At 72.4% G+C, this 15,058-nt stretch carries 16 protein-coding genes, 1 tRNA gene and 1 pseudogene; 13 read left to right on the top strand and 5 right to left on the bottom strand.

Features of this window, described 5'->3' with window-relative positions:
• Window positions 1–340 (bottom strand): annotated as a pseudogene (locus CCN29_RS35910) (hypothetical protein); the annotation flags it as partial.
• Window positions 341–559: 219 nt separating this feature from the next.
• On the opposite strand from CCN29_RS35910, the gene CCN29_RS14865 reads away from it, so the two are divergent.
• The 9 genes from CCN29_RS14865 to CCN29_RS14825 all read left to right on the top strand — a co-directional run bounded on the left by CCN29_RS14865 (window position 560) and on the right by CCN29_RS14825 (window position 9,849).
• On the top strand, window positions 560–1,528 hold the full coding sequence (locus tag CCN29_RS14865; protein ID WP_006133073.1) for a complex I subunit 1/NuoH family protein: 969 nt from the start codon (window positions 560–562) through the stop codon (window positions 1,526–1,528).
• Window positions 1,528–2,175 carry a NuoI/complex I 23 kDa subunit family protein gene (locus tag CCN29_RS14860; protein ID WP_086682396.1) on the top strand — a complete coding sequence of 216 codons (648 nt, stop codon included), beginning with the start codon at window positions 1,528–1,530 and terminating at the stop codon, window positions 2,173–2,175. The genes CCN29_RS14865 and CCN29_RS14860 overlap by 1 nt, the downstream gene beginning before the upstream one ends.
• Window positions 2,172–2,840, top strand: coding sequence for an NADH-quinone oxidoreductase subunit J family protein (locus CCN29_RS14855; RefSeq protein ID WP_031062864.1), 669 nt, complete (start codon window positions 2,172–2,174; stop codon window positions 2,838–2,840). Before CCN29_RS14860 ends, CCN29_RS14855 begins: the two co-directional genes overlap by 4 nt.
• Window positions 2,840–3,244: an NADH-quinone oxidoreductase subunit NuoK gene (gene nuoK, locus CCN29_RS14850; protein WP_031023595.1), complete on the top strand. Its 405-nt coding sequence runs from the start codon at window positions 2,840–2,842 to the stop codon at window positions 3,242–3,244. The genes CCN29_RS14855 and nuoK overlap by 1 nt, the downstream gene beginning before the upstream one ends.
• The gene (locus tag CCN29_RS14845) at window positions 3,241–5,235 is read left to right on the top strand and encodes an NADH-quinone oxidoreductase subunit 5 family protein (protein ID WP_086682393.1); all 1,995 of its coding nucleotides are present in this window, start codon (window positions 3,241–3,243) and stop codon (window positions 5,233–5,235) included. The genes nuoK and CCN29_RS14845 overlap by 4 nt, the downstream gene beginning before the upstream one ends.
• A gap of 6 nt (window positions 5,236–5,241) precedes the next feature.
• On the top strand, window positions 5,242–6,816 hold the full coding sequence (locus CCN29_RS14840) for a complex I subunit 4 family protein (protein WP_086682390.1): 1,575 nt from the start codon (window positions 5,242–5,244) through the stop codon (window positions 6,814–6,816).
• A complete protein-coding gene (locus CCN29_RS14835; RefSeq protein WP_086682387.1) occupies window positions 6,813–8,339 on the top strand; it encodes an NADH-quinone oxidoreductase subunit N in 1,527 nt (508 codons plus the stop codon). Before CCN29_RS14840 ends, CCN29_RS14835 begins: the two co-directional genes overlap by 4 nt.
• Window positions 8,340–8,596: 257 nt before the next feature.
• Window positions 8,597–9,457: a zinc metalloprotease HtpX gene (htpX, locus tag CCN29_RS14830; protein WP_006133065.1), complete on the top strand. Its 861-nt coding sequence runs from the start codon at window positions 8,597–8,599 to the stop codon at window positions 9,455–9,457.
• Complete coding sequence (locus tag CCN29_RS14825; RefSeq protein ID WP_006133063.1) at window positions 9,454–9,849, top strand: YccF domain-containing protein; 396 nt, start codon at window positions 9,454–9,456, stop codon at window positions 9,847–9,849. The genes htpX and CCN29_RS14825 overlap by 4 nt, the downstream gene beginning before the upstream one ends.
• Before the next feature lie 158 nt (window positions 9,850–10,007).
• Here the strand turns inward: CCN29_RS14825 and CCN29_RS14820 are convergent, their stop codons facing one another.
• Complete coding sequence (locus tag CCN29_RS14820; RefSeq protein ID WP_086682385.1) at window positions 10,008–11,291, bottom strand: APC family permease; 1,284 nt, start codon at window positions 11,289–11,291, stop codon at window positions 10,008–10,010.
• A 93-nt stretch (window positions 11,292–11,384) separates the two neighbouring features.
• On the opposite strand from CCN29_RS14820, the gene CCN29_RS14815 reads away from it, so the two are divergent.
• Window positions 11,385–11,651, top strand: coding sequence for a GlsB/YeaQ/YmgE family stress response membrane protein (locus CCN29_RS14815; RefSeq protein ID WP_006133061.1), 267 nt, complete (start codon window positions 11,385–11,387; stop codon window positions 11,649–11,651).
• 98 nt (window positions 11,652–11,749) lie between these two features.
• Here CCN29_RS14815 and CCN29_RS14810 read toward each other — a convergent pair whose 3' ends face one another.
• The gene (locus tag CCN29_RS14810; RefSeq protein ID WP_006133059.1) at window positions 11,750–12,238 is read right to left on the bottom strand and encodes a YajQ family cyclic di-GMP-binding protein; all 489 of its coding nucleotides are present in this window, start codon (window positions 12,236–12,238) and stop codon (window positions 11,750–11,752) included.
• Between the two features lie 234 nt (window positions 12,239–12,472).
• Here CCN29_RS14810 and CCN29_RS14805 point away from each other — a divergent pair.
• Window positions 12,473–12,554: transfer RNA gene (locus CCN29_RS14805), tRNA-Tyr, on the top strand.
• Between the two features lie 72 nt (window positions 12,555–12,626).
• On the top strand, window positions 12,627–13,394 hold the full coding sequence (locus CCN29_RS14800; protein WP_006133058.1) for a class I SAM-dependent methyltransferase: 768 nt from the start codon (window positions 12,627–12,629) through the stop codon (window positions 13,392–13,394).
• Between the two features lie 58 nt (window positions 13,395–13,452).
• Here the strand turns inward: CCN29_RS14800 and CCN29_RS14795 are convergent, their stop codons facing one another.
• Window positions 13,453–13,989, bottom strand: coding sequence for a hypothetical protein (locus CCN29_RS14795; RefSeq protein WP_006133057.1), 537 nt, complete (start codon window positions 13,987–13,989; stop codon window positions 13,453–13,455).
• A gap of 103 nt (window positions 13,990–14,092) precedes the next feature.
• Here CCN29_RS14795 and CCN29_RS14790 point away from each other — a divergent pair, with 103 nt between their 5' ends.
• Window positions 14,093–14,305 (top strand): hypothetical protein, encoded by a 213-nt coding sequence (locus tag CCN29_RS14790; protein WP_078592285.1) that lies wholly within the window; start codon window positions 14,093–14,095, stop codon window positions 14,303–14,305.
• Between the two features lie 44 nt (window positions 14,306–14,349).
• Here CCN29_RS14790 and CCN29_RS14785 read toward each other — a convergent pair whose 3' ends face one another.
• On the bottom strand, window positions 14,350–15,006 hold the full coding sequence (locus tag CCN29_RS14785) for an NAD(P)H-binding protein (protein ID WP_086682398.1): 657 nt from the start codon (window positions 15,004–15,006) through the stop codon (window positions 14,350–14,352).
• Window positions 15,007–15,058: the final 52 nt, after the last annotated feature.

Genomic DNA, 15,058 nt, shown 5'->3' with positions numbered 1-15,058 from the left:
CGGGGACGGGCGCGGGCGCGGGCGCGGGTACGAGTACGGGCGCGGGCTCGGGCGCCGGTGCGGGCGGGGAGGCGAGTGCGGCCACGCCGCCGGTGACGCCGCGCCGGGCACGGTCGGTGTCGGAGGGTTCCGCGAGCCAGAGGAGCGCGGAGACGCCGGTGCGCCGGTCGCGCAGTGCGGGCGAGGGCTCGGCGTCGCAGCGTGAGGGCGTCCCGGGCGGGAGCACCCCGGGCACGGGCGGCCCCCGCCGGGCGCGGTCCGCGTCCGAGGGCTCGGCGAGCCAACGCGCGCCGCGGGAGCGGGAGCGGGAGCAGGAGCAGGCGCCTGGCGCGGACGACACCGCAGCGGGCGCCGGCGAGGAGCCGCGCGACCGCAAGCCGCCCGTCGCCCCGCGCAGCCCGGACGCCCCGTGGCACCACGCACAGCCGGCGTTCGAGGAGCCGAAGCCGCAACCGGAGCGGCAACCGGAGCCGGAGTCCGCGTCCCGGCCCGAGCCGGATCCGGAACCGGAACCGGAACCCAACCCTGACAACTCCGATGACCCCGCAGGAGGCACGCGGTGACCGACGTTCTCGACGTCGCCCTGCGACTCCTCGTCGTGTTCGTCGTCTTCCTGACCTTCCCCCTGCTCGTGGGCCAGACCGAGCACAAGGTGATGGCCCACATGCAGGGCCGCCTCGGCCCCATGTACGCCGGCGGCTTCCACGGCTGGGCCCAGCTCATCGCCGACGGAGTGAAGTTCGCGCAGAAGGAGGACGTCGTCCCGGCAGGCGCGGACCGCCGTATCTTCCAGCTCGCGCCCGCCGTCGCCCTCCTGCCGTACCTCCTCGTGCTGCTCGCCATCCCGATCGGCCCGGGCGAAGGCGCGGTCGGCCAGGTGCTGGACGCGGGCGTGTTCTTCGTCCTGGCCGTGATGGGCGTGGGCGTCCTCGGCTCGCTCATGGCCGGCTGGGCCTCCGCCAACAAGTTCTCCCTCCTCGGCGGCCTGCGCACCGCCGCCCAGCTCCTCGCGTACGAACTGCCGATGCTGCTCACCGCCGCCTCCGTGGCGATGGCCGCCGGGACCGTCTCCCTCGTCGGCATCCTCGACGCGTTCGAGTGGTGGTGGCTGCCGTGGCAGATCACCGGCGCGCTGGTCTTCTTCGTCGCGGGCCTCGCCGAGCTGCAGCGTCCGCCCTTCGACATGCCGGTCGCCGACTCGGAGATCATCTTCGGCGCGTACACCGAGTACACCGGCCTGCGCTTCGCCCTGTTCCTCCTCGCCGAATACGCGGGGATCGTCGTGCTGTGCGGCCTGACCACCGTCCTGTTCCTGGGCGGGTGGCACGGCCCCTGGGGCGCCGACGGGCTCGGCTGGGTGTGGACCCTGCTGAAGACCGCCGTGCTCGCCTTCGTCGTCATCTGGCTGCGCGTCAGCTACCCACGCCTGCGCGAGGACCAGTTGCAGAAGTTCGCCTGGACCCTCCTCGTCCCGCTCGCCCTCGCCCAGATCGCCCTCACCGGCGTCGTCAAGGTGGTGTTCCTGTAATGGCCCCCATCCCCGGCTCCGGCCTGGCCAAGGGCCTGGCCGTCACGCTGCGGACGATGACGCGGAAGTCCGTCACCGCGCAGTACCCGGACACCCAGCCCGAACTGCCGCCCCGCAGCCGCGGGGTGATCGGCCTGTTCGAGGAGAACTGCACGGTCTGCATGCTGTGCGCCCGCGAGTGCCCCGACTGGTGCATCTACATCGACTCGCACAAGGAGACCGTCCCGCCCGCCGCCCCCGGCGGCCGTGAGCGCAGCCGCAACGTCCTCGACCGGTTCGCCATCGACTTCTCCCTCTGCATGTACTGCGGTATCTGCATCGAGGTCTGCCCCTTCGACGCCCTCTTCTGGTCCCCGGAGTTCGAGTACGCGGAGACCGACATCCGCGACCTCACCCACGAGCGGGACAAGCTCCGCGAGTGGATGTGGACCGTGCCGGCCCCGCCCGCCCTCGACGCCGGCGCGGAGGAACCGAAGGAAGTGGCCGCTGCCCGCAAGACCGCCGACAAACTCGCCGCCGCCCAGGCCGCCGAGCCGGAACGGACCGCCGGGACGGAACAGGCCGCTGGGACGCAACGGGCGGGCGAACCGGGTCAGCCCGGCACACCGCGTCAGCCCGGCACACCGGGTCAGGAGGGCCGCGCATGAGCACCGCAGCGACCGCCGGCGCCCTCGCGGCCGGCACCGCGCACCGGGCGGCCGAGTCACCCGGCTTCCTGTCCCCGACCGGCGTCGAGATCACCTTCCTCCTCGTCGGCCTGGTCACCCTCGGGGCCGCCGTCGTCACCGTCACCACCCGGCAGCTGGTGCACGCCGCCCTGTGGCTGGTGGTGGCCCTCGGCGGACTCGCCGTCGAATACCTGCTGCTCACCGCCGAGTTCATCGCCTGGGTGCAGGTCCTCATCTACGTCGGCTCCGTCGTCGTCCTCCTCCTGTTCGGGCTGATGCTCACCCGCGCCCCCATCGGCCGCTCCCCGGACGCCGACTCCGGCAACCGCCCGGTCGCGCTCGCCGTGGCCGTCGCCGCGGCGGCCGCCCTGGTCTGGGTGGTCACCGACGCCTTCCGCACCACCTGGATCGACCTGGACGGCGCCCCCTCCGGCACCACCGAGGTGACCGGCGCCGCCCTCTTCCAGCACTGGGTCCTCCCCTTCGAGGCCCTCTCCGTCCTCCTCCTCGCCGCCCTCGTCGGCGCGATCGTCCTGTCCCGCAAGGCCAAGAACGGCTCCGAGCCCGACACGACAAACGCAGGCCCGTCCGACGCGGCGGCCCGCGCGACCGGCACCCGGCGCGACCAGGAAGGGGACCGCTGATGCATCTCGCCTATCCCGCCGTCCTCGCCGCCCTGCTCTTCTGCACCGGCCTCTACGGCGTACTCGCCCGCCGCAACGCGATCCTGGTGCTGATGTCGGTCGAGCTGATGCTCAACGCCGTCAACCTCAACCTCGTCGCCTTCGACGCCTGGCTCAGCCGGGCCGCCGAGGACACCCTTCACTCCGGGCAGGCCCTGGCCCTGTTCACCATCGCCGTCGCCGCCGCCGAGATCGGCATCGGCCTCGCGATCGTCCTCGCCGTGTACCGCAACCGCGGCACCTCGGACATCGACCGGCTCCGCGACACCGCCGAGGGCCATGACCCCGACGACCCCGACAGCGACGCCCCCGGCCGCGCGATCCCCGCCCCGGCCGCCGGTGAGAAGGCCGAGGCCACCGCGTGACCACGACCACCCTCGCCGTCCTCGTCCCCCTCCTTCCGTTCCTCGGCGCGCTCGCCGGACTGCTGCTCGGCCGCACCGCGCCCGGCTTCGTCCGCCCGCTCGCCGTCCTGCCGGCGCTCGCCTCCCTCGCGCTCGCCGCCACCGTCGCCGCGCGCCAGGGCGGCGGCGCCCCGGTCGACGCCGCGACGGAGCTCACCCCCACCGGCTCGGTCCCGGTCGAACTGGCCCTGCACATCGACGGCTTCGCCGCCCTCACCGCCGTGGTCGTCGCCACCGTCGCCACCTGCGTGCAGATCTACTCCACGGGCTATCTGCGCGACGACCCCCGCTACCCGTCGTACGCCGCTCTCGTCTCGCTGTTCACCTCCGCGATGCTGCTGGTCGTCTACACCGGCGACCTGATGGTGCTGCTGGTCGGCTGGGAAGTCATGGGCATCTGCTCCTACTTCCTCGTCGGCCACTACTGGGAGACCCCCGAGGCGCGCGCCGCCTCGCTGAAGGCCTTCCTGGTCACCAAGCTCGGCGACGTCCCCTTCCTCATCGGCCTGTTCGCGCTCGCCGCCGACGCCGGGTCCTTCCGCATCACCCCCATCCTCGGCGCCGTCACGCACGGCGGCATCGACCACCCGACCCTGATCGCCCTGCTGCTCCTCGCGGGCGTGGCCGGCAAGTCCGCGCAGTTCCCGCTGCACACCTGGCTGCCGGACGCGATGGCGGGCCCCACGCCCGTCTCCGCGCTGATCCACGCCGCGACGATGGTCGCCGCCGGCGTCTACTTCGTCGCCCGTCTCCTTCCGCTGTTCGAGGCCTCGCAGGCCGCGATGACCGTCCTCGCCGTCATGGCCGCCGTGACGATGACCGGTTCGGCGCTCGCCGCCCTCGCCCAGGACGACATCAAGCGCGTCCTCGCCTACTCGACGATCGGCCAGCTCGGTTACATGACCGGCGCCCTCGCCGTCGCCGACCGCGGCGCCGCCGTCTTCCACCTCCTGTCCCACGGCGCCTTCAAGGCGCTGCTGTTCCTCGCCGCCGGCGTGATCATCCACGCCGCCGGCACCAACTCGCTGGCCGCCATGTCCCGCATGAGCCACCTGCGCGACCGCGTCCCCGACGCCTACTGGACGATGACCGTGGCGCTCCTCGCGCTCGCCGCGATCCCGCCGTTCAGCGGCTTCTTCTCCAAGGAGGCCGTCCTCGGCGTCGCCGAGCACGTCGTCACCGGCCACACCGAGAACGCCCCCGCCGCCGCGGGCTGGATCGTCCTCCTCGCCGGACTGCTGACCGCCCTCCTCACCGCCGCGTACGCGACGCGGCTGTGGCTGCTCGCCTTCCGCGGCGCCGGCACCGAGGCGCCCGACCACGGCCGGCAGCCGCTCACCATGACCACCGTGCTGTGGGTGCTCGCCGTGCCGTCCCTGGCGTTCGGCGGCTTCGCCTTCCGGGCGCTGCCCGACTGGTTCGACGGACACGACCTCACCCCGACCCTCACCACCTCCGTGCTCGGCACGGGCGTGGCCCTGGTCGGCGGCATCGTCACCTACGCCGCCTGGCGGCACACCACCGCGCACGCCGCCCGCGTCCCCCTGGGCGCCGTCGCCGCCCACCCCGAGGGTGACGCCGGGCAGGTCGAGGCGGAGGCCATCGCGAGCCACGAACAGGTCTACGGGGACGTCGCGTACGCGGCCGACCCGTCGGACCCCGGGCGGCTGCTGCTCGGCCGGCTGCACCGGCACGCCGCCGTCGGCTTCCACCTGGACGCCGTGTACTCGGCGCTGTTCGTCCGCCCGGTCCGGGCCGGCGCGAGCCTCGTGCGGTTCCTCGACCGGGAGGTCGTCGACACCTACGTACGCGGCGCGGGCACCCTGCCCCGCTGGCTCGGCGCCGCCGTCCGGCGGGCCCAGACCGGCAATCTGCAGACCTATGTGAGCGCGCTGCTCGCCGGCACCGTCGTCCTCGCGGTCGCCGCCGTCCTCGTCGCCACGGGAGCGTGAGCAGGCGTGATCGATATCAACGAGTCCGTGATGCAGTTCCTTCTGGCGTTCCTCGTCGTCGGCCCGCTCCTCGGCGCCGCCGCCGCTCTGCTGCCCGCCCCGCCCGGACTGAAGGGGAAGTCGCCCGACCAGGCCGTGCTCCGCCACGGCGTGACCGTCACCGGCATGATCCTGGCGGCGGCGATCGTCCTCGCGCTCGGCTTCGACCACCACCACCCGTCGAGGATGCAGGCCACGACGGACATCAGCTGGATCCCCGCACTCGACGTGCGCATCCACCTCGGCACCGACGGCATCTCGCTCCCCCTTCTGGTCCTGACCGCCCTGCTGACCTTCCTCAGCGCCCTCTACTCGTACTTCAAGCCGCCCGCGGGACCGTCCCCGAAGGCCTTCGTCGCCCTGCTGCTCGTCCTCGAGTCCGGCACCCTGGCGACCTTCGCCGTCCTCGACCTGATCCTCTTCTTCCTCGCCTTCGAGACGGTCCTCATCCCCATGTACTTCCTCATCGCCCGCTGGGGCGGCGAGGGCCGGGCCGAGGCCGCCTGGAAGTTCATCCTGTACACGCTGCTCGGCTCCGTGGTCATGCTGCTCGGCCTGCTCCTGACCGGGATCAAGGCGGGCACGTTCGACATGGTGGCACTCGCCACTGACAACGGCCGGTCACTCAGCGTGTCCGTGCAGGTCATCGCCGTCCTCGCGATCGGGATCGGGCTCGCGGTGAAGACCCCGATGTGGCCCCTGCACAGCTGGCTGCCCGACGCCCACACCGCCGCCCCGACCGTCGGCTCCGTCCTGCTCGCCGGTGTCCTGCTGAAGATGGGCACGTACGGCTTCGTCCGCATCCTGCTCCCGGCCGCCCCCGACGGCTTCCGCACCTTCGCGCCGTACCTCGCCGCGTTCGCCGTCGTCGGCATCGTCTACGGGTCCCTCGCCTGCCTCGCCCTGGCCAGGAAGGGCGCGAAGGGCGACCTCAAGCGCCTGATCGCCTACTCCTCCGTCGGCCACATGGGCTTCGTCCTGCTCGGCATCGCCACCATGACCCCGACAGGCGTCAACGGCGCCCTGTTCGCGAACGTCGCGCACGGCCTCATCACCGGCCTGCTGTTCTTCCTGGTCGGCGGCCTGAAGGAGCGCACCGGCAGCACCGACCTGGACGCCCTCGCCCAGGAGACCGGAGCCGCCCTCTACGGCAGGGCCCCCCGCCTCGGCGGGCTGCTCGCCTTCGCCGCCGTCGCCTCCCTCGGCCTGCCCGGCCTCGCCGGGTTCTGGGGCGAGATGCTGGCGCTGTTCGGCGCGTTCGACCCCGCCGACGGGCTCAGCAGACCGGCCTTCCTCACGTTCATGTCGATCGGCGCGTTCGGCACCCTCCTCACCGCCGCCTACCTGCTGATCGTGGTCCGCCGGGTCTGCATGGGCGCCGCGCCGAAGGACACGCCGGCCTACGCCGACGTGCGCTCCTACGAGTTCGCGGCCTGGACCCCGCTCGTCGTCCTCACCGTCGTCGCCGGCCTGTGGCCCAAGGCCCTCCTGGGGCTGACCGACCCGGCCGTGCAGCAGCTCCTCGCAGGAGGCATCCGATGAGCTCCCTCGTCCAGTCCGTCGACTGGCTGGCCGTCGCACCGCCCACCGTCGTGGCGGTCGTCGGACTCGTCGTGCTCGTCGCCGACCTGTTCGTCGCGGAGTCCAGGAAGCCGCTGCTCGGCTGGATCGCGGTGGCCGGACTCGCGGCCTCCACGCTCCTGCTGCTGCCCCTCCTCGACGCCGACCGCTCCACGTTCTGCCTGGTCGGCGACACCGAAGTGTGCAGCTACACCGCGGACCGCTTCACCCTCGTCATCCAGCTTCTGGTGCTCGGCGGCGCCCTGCTGTGCGCCCTGCTGTCGGTCACCGCGCTGAAGGACTCCGGCAAGCGGCTCCCCGAAGGCGAGTACTGGTTCCTGTTCCTCTCCTCCGCCGCCGGCGCGGCCCTGCTGCCCGCCTCCCGGGACCTCGCGACCCTCGTCGTCGCCCTGGAGGTGGCGTCCCTGCCCGCCTTCGCCCTGGTCGGCCTGCGGCACGGCGACCGCAGGTCCTCCGAGGCGGCCCTGAAGTTCTTCCTGTCCTCCGTCACCGCCACCGCGGTCAGCCTGCTCGGCATCAGCTTCGTCTACGCCGCCACCGGCACCCTCCACCTCACCCGGGTCGCCGAACGCATCCAGCACGTCGACGGGCAGCTCCAGACCCTCGCGCAGACCGGCGTCGTCCTCACCCTCGTCGGCTTCGCCTTCAAGACGGCCGCCGTGCCCTTCCACTTCTGGGTGCCCGACACCTACGTGGGCGCCCCGCTGCCCGTCGCCGCCTACCTGTCCGTCATCGGCAAGGCGGTCGGCTTCTCCGGCCTCATCCTCGTCACCGTCGTCGCCCTCCCCTCGTACGCCGACGCCTGGGCCCCCGCCCTGGCCGTGCTGGCCGCGCTCACCATGACCGTCGGCAACGTCGGCGCCCTGCGCCAGCAGTCCACGCGCGCGTACAGCGCCGTACGCCTGCTCGCCTGGTCGTCCGTCGGCCAGGCCGGGTACCTGCTGGTGCCGATCGCCGCCGCCGGGTACTCCGACGACCCCGAGAAGCAGATCGGCTCCACCCTCGCCTACGCCCTCATGTACGGCGCGGTGAACCTGGGCGCCTTCGCGGTGGCCGCCCTCGTCGGCCGCGCACACCGGCTCAACCGAGTGGCCGACTACCGCGGCCTGTACGCCGCCAGCCCGCTCACCGCGCTGCTCATGGGCTTCTTCCTGCTGTGCCTCGCCGGTCTCCCGCCGGGCGTCATCGGCCTCTTCGCCAAGGTCACCGTGTTCGCGGCGGCCGTCGACGCGGGGCTCGGCTGGCTGGCCGTCGTCATGGCCGTCAACGTCGTCATCGCGCTGGTGTACTACCTGCGCTGGACGGCGCTGCTGTTCCGCGCGCCCGAGACGGCCCCCGAGGGGGCGGCGACGGCGGACGCGGCCGCGGCCCGCCGCCTGCCCGCCCCGCTCACCGCGGCGCTCGCCCTGACCGGTGTCCTCGGCATCGCCCTGTCCGGCGCACCGCAACTGGTCCTGCGGTTCACGGAGACCGGCCTCTTCTGAGCGGCACGCCTCTCCTGGGCGGCACGGCTCTCCCGGGCGGCACGCGCGCGTGGTCGCTCGTCCGGTCCCACGCGGCCGTTCACCCGGACGGTTGACACGCGCCACCACGCGCACAAGGGAACTAGTGCCCTTCGCCTGGCGTTGACCGGTACGGGAGGGTCCACTGGACGTGACACCGCGGCATCAGTGGGCAGCGCAGGTCAGACGGAAGATCCGCCGCAAGGGTTCCCCCTGCCGCACGACTTGGAGGGCGTACCGTGCACCGCCGGCACAACGGGCTCAGGACCGCGGTCCTCCTCGGGGGACTGTCCGCTCTCATCATCGTCATCGGCAGCTTCTTCGGCCGTACGGGGCTCGTCATCGCCGTCGTCGTCGCGCTGGGCACCAACGCCTACGCCTACTGGAACAGCGACAAGCTGGCCCTGCGGGCGATGCGGGCCCGCCCGGTCAGCGAGTTCGAGGCCCCCGGCCTGTACCGGATGGTCCGGGAGCTCTCCACGCAGGCCCGCCAGCCCATGCCCCGCCTCTACATCTCGCCGACGGAGGCCCCCAACGCCTTCGCCACCGGCCGCAATCCGCGCAACGCGGCCGTGTGCTGCACGGAGGGCATCCTGCGCCTCCTCGACGAACGGGAGCTGCGCGGTGTCATCGGCCACGAGCTCAGCCACGTCTACAACCGCGACATCCTGATCTCCTCGGTCGCCGGCGCCCTCGCCTCCGTGATCATGTTCCTGGTCAACTTCGCCTGGCTGATCCCGATCGGCCGCTCGGACGACGACGACGGCCCGGGCCTGCTCGGCATGCTGCTGATCCTGATCCTGGGCCCGCTCGCGGCGTCCCTCATTCAGCTCGCCATCAGCCGCTCCCGCGAGTACGAGGCCGACGCCTCCGGCTCCCAGCTCACCGGCGACCCCCTGGCCCTGGCCAGCGCGCTGCGCAAGCTGGAACACGGCACCAAGCAACTCCCGCTGCCGCCCGAGCCCCGCATCGAGACGGCCAGCCACATGATGATCGCGAACCCGTTCCGCCCGGGGCAGGGACTCGCGAAGATGTTCTCCACCCACCCGCCGATGGCGGAACGCATCGCCCGGCTCGAGAAGATGGCAGGTCACCTGTGAAGACCATCCTGAATCTCATCTGGCTCGTCTTCAGCGGCTTCTGGCTGTTCCTCTGCTACATGTTCGCCGGCGTGCTGCTGTGCGTCACGATCATCGGTATCCCGTTCGGTGTGGCCGCGTTCCGCATCGGCGTCTACGCCCTGTGGCCCTTCGGGTACACGACGGTGGAGCGCCGCGACGCGGGAGCCCCGTCCTTCGTCGTCAACGTGCTGTGGCTGATCCTCGCGGGCTGGTGGCTCGCCCTCGGCCACATCGTCACGGGCCTCGCCCTCTGCGTGACGATCATCGGCATCCCGCTCGGCATCGCCAACTTCAAGCTGATCCCGGTCTCGCTGTTCCCGCTGGGCCGCGAGATCGTGCGGACGGACCGGGCGTTCACGGACCGCTGGTGAGGTGAGCGGCGGCCCTTGTCGGGGCCGGGGGTGGACGGGCGGGATGTCGTCCACAACCCCGGCGTCGTCCACGAACCCGCCGTTGTCCACAACCTCCGCGTTTTCCACAGCCCCGCACGCGTCTCGCCGCCGCCGCGCATCATGAACGCGTGGACGGGTTACCGCCCGCCCGGACCGCCCCGCCGCCGACCCCACACGTTCCGCACCCCGTACACCACCACACCCGCGCCGAGCACTACTGCCGCGCCCACGGCCACCGAGGTCCAGGGCAAGGAGAACGCCAGCGCCAGGCACCCGGCGAGGCCCACCGCCGGCACCATCCGGGCCGCGATCCCCGGACGCAGGGTCCACGCCGAGGCGTTCGCCACGGCGTAGTACGTCAGCACACCGAAGGAGGAGAACCCGACAGCGCCCCGCACATCGACGACGGCGGCCAGGACGGCGACGACACCGCCCACGGCCAGCGCCGCCCGGTGCGGCACGTGGAACCGCGGATGGACGGCGGCCAGCGGCCCCGGGAGATGCCGGTCCCGGGCCATGGCCAGCGTCGTCCGCGACACCCCGAGCAGCAGGGCGAGCAGCGACCCGAGCGCGGCGACCGCCGCACCCACCCGCACCACCGGCGCGAGCCCGGGCACCCCGGCCGCCCGCACCGCGTCGGCGAGCGGCGCGACGGACACACCCAACGACTGCGCACCCAGGACAGAAAGGACGGCGACAGCGACAGCCGCGTACGCGGCCAGCGTGACAGCCAGCGAAACCCGTACCGCCCGCGGAATGGTGCGCGCCGGATCCCGCACCTCCTCGCCGAGGGTCGCGATCCGCGCGTACCCGGCGAACGCGAAGAACAGCAGACCGGCCGCCTGGAGCACCCCGCCGGCCCCGCCCGGCACGCCCTCGTGCAGCCGGCCCGGGTCGGCGTCCCCCGACGTCAGACACACGACCACCACGGAAGCGAGGACGGCCAGAACCACACCTACGATCACCCGCGTCACCCACGCGGACTTCTGCACCCCGCCGTAGTCGACCGCCGTGACCAGCACCACGGCGGCGACGGCCACGGCGTGCGCCTGCCCCGGCCAGACATACGCGCCGACGGTGAGCGCCATCGCCGCGCACGACGCCGTCTTGCCGACGACGAAGGCCCACCCGGCCAGGTAACCCCAGAACTCCCCGAGCCGCTCACGCCCGTACACGTACGTGCCGCCCGAGGCCGGGTACAGGGCGGCCAGGCGCGCCGACGAGCCGGCGTTGCAGTAGGCGACGACGGCGGCGACGGCCAGGCCGAGGAGCAGCCCCGAACCGGCGGCCCGCGCGGCGGGCGCGAGCGCGGCGAAGATGCCCGCGCCGAGCATCGCGCCCAGGCCGACGACGACGGCGTCGCCCGTGCCGAGCGTGCGGCGCAGTGCGGAGGGGGCGGGTTCGGCGGGGGCGTCGGTCATGAGGCCGCACCCTACTGACCGGGGGCAACCGGAAGGTGTCCTCGTGACGTCGTTCATGGTGCAAAGACCGGCGGCAAAGGGCAGGTACTCGGCATGACGATCATCAGCTGGATCATTCTGGGCCTGCTGGCCGGAGCCATCGCGAAGTTCCTGCTGCCCGGCCGCGACCCGGGCGGCCTGGTCGGCACGACGCTGATCGGCGTGGCCGGCGCCTTCATCGGCGGCTGGATCTCGTCCCGCTGGCTGGACCACCCGATCAGCAAGGACTTCTACGACGGCGCGACGTGGGTGGCCGCGATCGGCGGTTCCCTGGTCCTGTTGATCGCCTACCGCATCCTGTTCGGCAACTCGCGCGACTGACGACGTCGCGACTGACGACATCGCCACAGACACGCAGAGGGTGGGCGCCCGAGCGGCACCCACCCTCCTCCGGCCGTCCGTCCGTCGCGTAGGCCGTCCTACCGGTAGTTCACGAACTGCAGGGCGAAGTCGAAGTCCTTGCCCTTGAGCAGCGCGATGACGGTCTGGAGGTCGTCCCGGCTCTTGGAGCTGACGCGCAGCTCGTCGCCCTGCACCTGGGCCTTCACGCCCTTCGGGCCCTCGTCGCGGATGATCTTCGCGACCTTCTTCGCGTTCTCCTGGGAGATGCCCTCCTCGATCGTCGCGAAGATCTTGTACTCCTTGCCCGAGAGCTGCGGCTCACCCGCGTCCAGGGCCTTCAGGGAGATGCCCCGCTTGATCAGCTTGGACTGGAAGACGTCGAGGACAGCCTTCACCCGGTCCTCGGAGTTCGCCTCCATGAGGATCTTCTCCCCGGACCACGAGATCGAGGCGCCCACGCCCTTGAAGTCGTAGCGCTGCGAGATCTCCTTGGCGGTCTGGTTGAGGGCGTTGTCGACCTCCTGCCGCTCGACCTTCGAGACGATGTCGAAACTGGAGTCGGCCATGTCCTGTGGCTCCTTGATTCGGGGTGCGTATCGGGGTGCGCACCGGCTGCGTACCGGCGTACTGAGGCGGCCCCCGAGCCCGGCATCGGCCCCGGACCGCATCCGGACCAGCCTAGTCACCCCCGGCCCCGGGGTGGCGATCAATCGGGTGGCGGAGCACCCCTGTCCATCGGGTATTGTTTACGTCGTTGCCAGCGAGCACCGCCGGAAGGCGGGGTTCAGTGCAGCAACCCCGGCGGTGTGCCCGAGCGGCCAAAGGGAGCAGACTGTAAATCTGCCGGCTCAGCCTTCCCAGGTTCGAATCCTGGCGCCGCCACACGACCGAAAGGGTCTGTGATCAGCACAGCTGATCACAGACCCTTTCGTCATTCCGACGGAGGTGGTCGCAGTGGCCGGTTACGGTGCGCTTTCCGAGGTGTACGAGTGGCTGATCGGGGACGACAAGCTGACCTCCGCCCAGGCAGCCTCGGCCTACTGCACCGACGTCGTGGGCCCTCTGCCGCCCGGCACGCGCGTCCTCGACTGCTCGTGCGGGACCGGACAGCTCGCCGTCGGTCTCGCGGGTCTCGGCCTCGACGTGGTCGCCGCGGACGCCAGTGAGGGGATGGTCCGCCGCACCGAGGGGCTTGCCGGCGAGCAGGGTGTCCCGCTTCGCACCCTCCGTGCGAGCTGGGACCAACTGCCCGACCGCCTGGAGGACTCCACGTTCGACCTGGTGTTCTGCGTCGGCAACTCGCTCGGGCACGCCGAGGGCGCGGCCGGGCGTCTGGCCGCACTGGAAGCGATGGCGCGGCTGCTGAAGCCGGGCGGACGCCTCGTGCTCACGTCACGCAACTGGGAGCTCGTGCGCTCCGCCGGCTCACGGGTGGACGTGCGCGACCGGCTCATCCGCCGCAACGACCGTGACGCGGTCGTCAGCTACTACTGGCAGATCGAACAACACTGGGAGCAGGAACACTTCCTCGAGATCGTGGTCGCCCGGATCGAGCCGGACAGGGAAGTGCGGGCCGTCTCGGAGCGGTTGTCCATCTGGCCCTACCGGTACGAGGACCTCGTGGCGCAGTTGCGGAGCGTCGGGCTCACGGTGCGGTCCACCACCTTCGACCCCGAGGCCGACAACTACGTGGTGGTCGCCGGCCGCGACCAGGCGCGCTGATCCGCCCCGCGTCGTCGCCGACCCGCATCTCCGCCGACCTCCTGGCGGGCAACCGCCATCAGAGGGTGCCGGGCCCGGCCGTCGCCAGAGCCTCGGTCACCGCCTGCCGCAGTGAGCGCTGCGTGAGCCGGCTGTTCTTCCCGCCGGTCAGGCCGGCCACGGCGCGGCCCACCCATTCCGGGTCGCCGAGGAGGTGCGGCTTTCCGTCGTCGACGAGCCGGCGCAGCAGACTCTCCAGCCGGAGGACGTCCACCGCCCGGTACGGACGCGCGTGCCGGTCGAAACGGAGCTGGTCGTCCTCGTACGGGTGGCGCAGCGTCATGTGCAGCCAGCCCCTGTCGCTCCCGGCGACCATCCCGCCCCACGTGTACAGGCCCCTGCTGTTCGTGTCCCAGGAGTGCTTGCCCCACGTCAGCCGGATGCCGGTCATGAGCCGCGACCAGGGGATCAACCGTCCCTCGGAGTCCGGCGCGTGCTGGTGGAGTCCGTCCGGGCGGAGCTCCACCCAGTGGGCGTCCGGGCGGGCGTCGTCCCCAACCACCCAGCGCTCACCGGCCAGTTGCAGCGGTCCCAAGTGCGTGCCGTCCGTCCCCATACGGGCATTGAAACACGCGTTCGTGCGCATCTGCGGCCGTGCCGGGCGCGGCGTCCGTCGGTGACTTCCCGTCCGGTGGGGCGGGGGCGGGCACACTGGGGGCATGTCGTCCCGTCGTCGTGCCTGCCCCGAGTGCCGTCGTGAGATCGCCGTCGTCGCCGGGCGGTACGCGCGGCACGATCCGCCCGGCGCCCGCGGCAGCGGGGAGCTGACCTCCTGTCCGGGATCCCGTCGGTACGCCCAACCGGGCGCCGAGCAGCCGTCGCTGGACGGCTACGTCGTACCGCCGTTCCCCGGACAGATGCCCCTCTTCTGACCTCCGGGCGGATGCTCGAACCCCGCGCCTCGGCTGCCCGCGCCTCAGTTGCCCGCGACCGACTTCACCGCCACCGACGCCGGCACCGAGCCGCTGATGAGCTCCAGGGTCAGGCCCGCCGTCGCGGGCGTGTCCACCAGTTCCGCCAGGACGGCCGCCACGTCGTCGCGGGGGATCGGGCCGCGCCCCGTGCTGGCCTCCAGGCGGACCAGGCCCGTGCCCGGCTCGTCCGTGAGCTGCCCCGGCCGCAGAATCGTCCAGTCCAGGGCGTCCAGGCTCCGCACGTACGCGTCCGCCTCGCCCTTGGCGCGCAGGTACACGTCGAAGACCTCGTCGCCCTGGTGCTCCGCGTCCGCGCCCATCGACGACACGATCACGAACCGGCGTACGCCCGCGCGCACGGCCGCGTCCGCGAAGAGGACCGCCGCCGCCCGGTCCACCGTGTCCTTGCGGCCCACGCCGCTGCCCGGCCCGGCCCCCGCCGCGAACACCGCCGCGTCCGCGCCCTCCAGAACGCGCGCGACCTCGTCCACGGACGCCGACTCCAGGTCGAGCACGATCGGCTCCGCGCCCAGCTCCCGCAGGTCGTCCGCCTGTTCGGGTTTGCGGATGATGCCCGCCGCCTCGTCCCCGCGCGCGGCGAGCAGCCGCTCCAGCCGCAGCGCGATCTGACCATGACCACCAGCGATGACAATGCGCATGCCTTCGACCGTACGCCGCACCGCGCCCGTCCGCCGCGCGCGGGGACGAGGC

The organism is Streptomyces pseudogriseolus (assembly GCA_002154585.1).
Lineage (GTDB): Bacteria > Actinomycetota > Actinomycetes > Streptomycetales > Streptomycetaceae > Streptomyces > Streptomyces pseudogriseolus.
The sequence above is the reverse complement of the archived record's forward strand: the minus strand, read 5'-3'. Positions and strand labels throughout refer to the sequence as shown.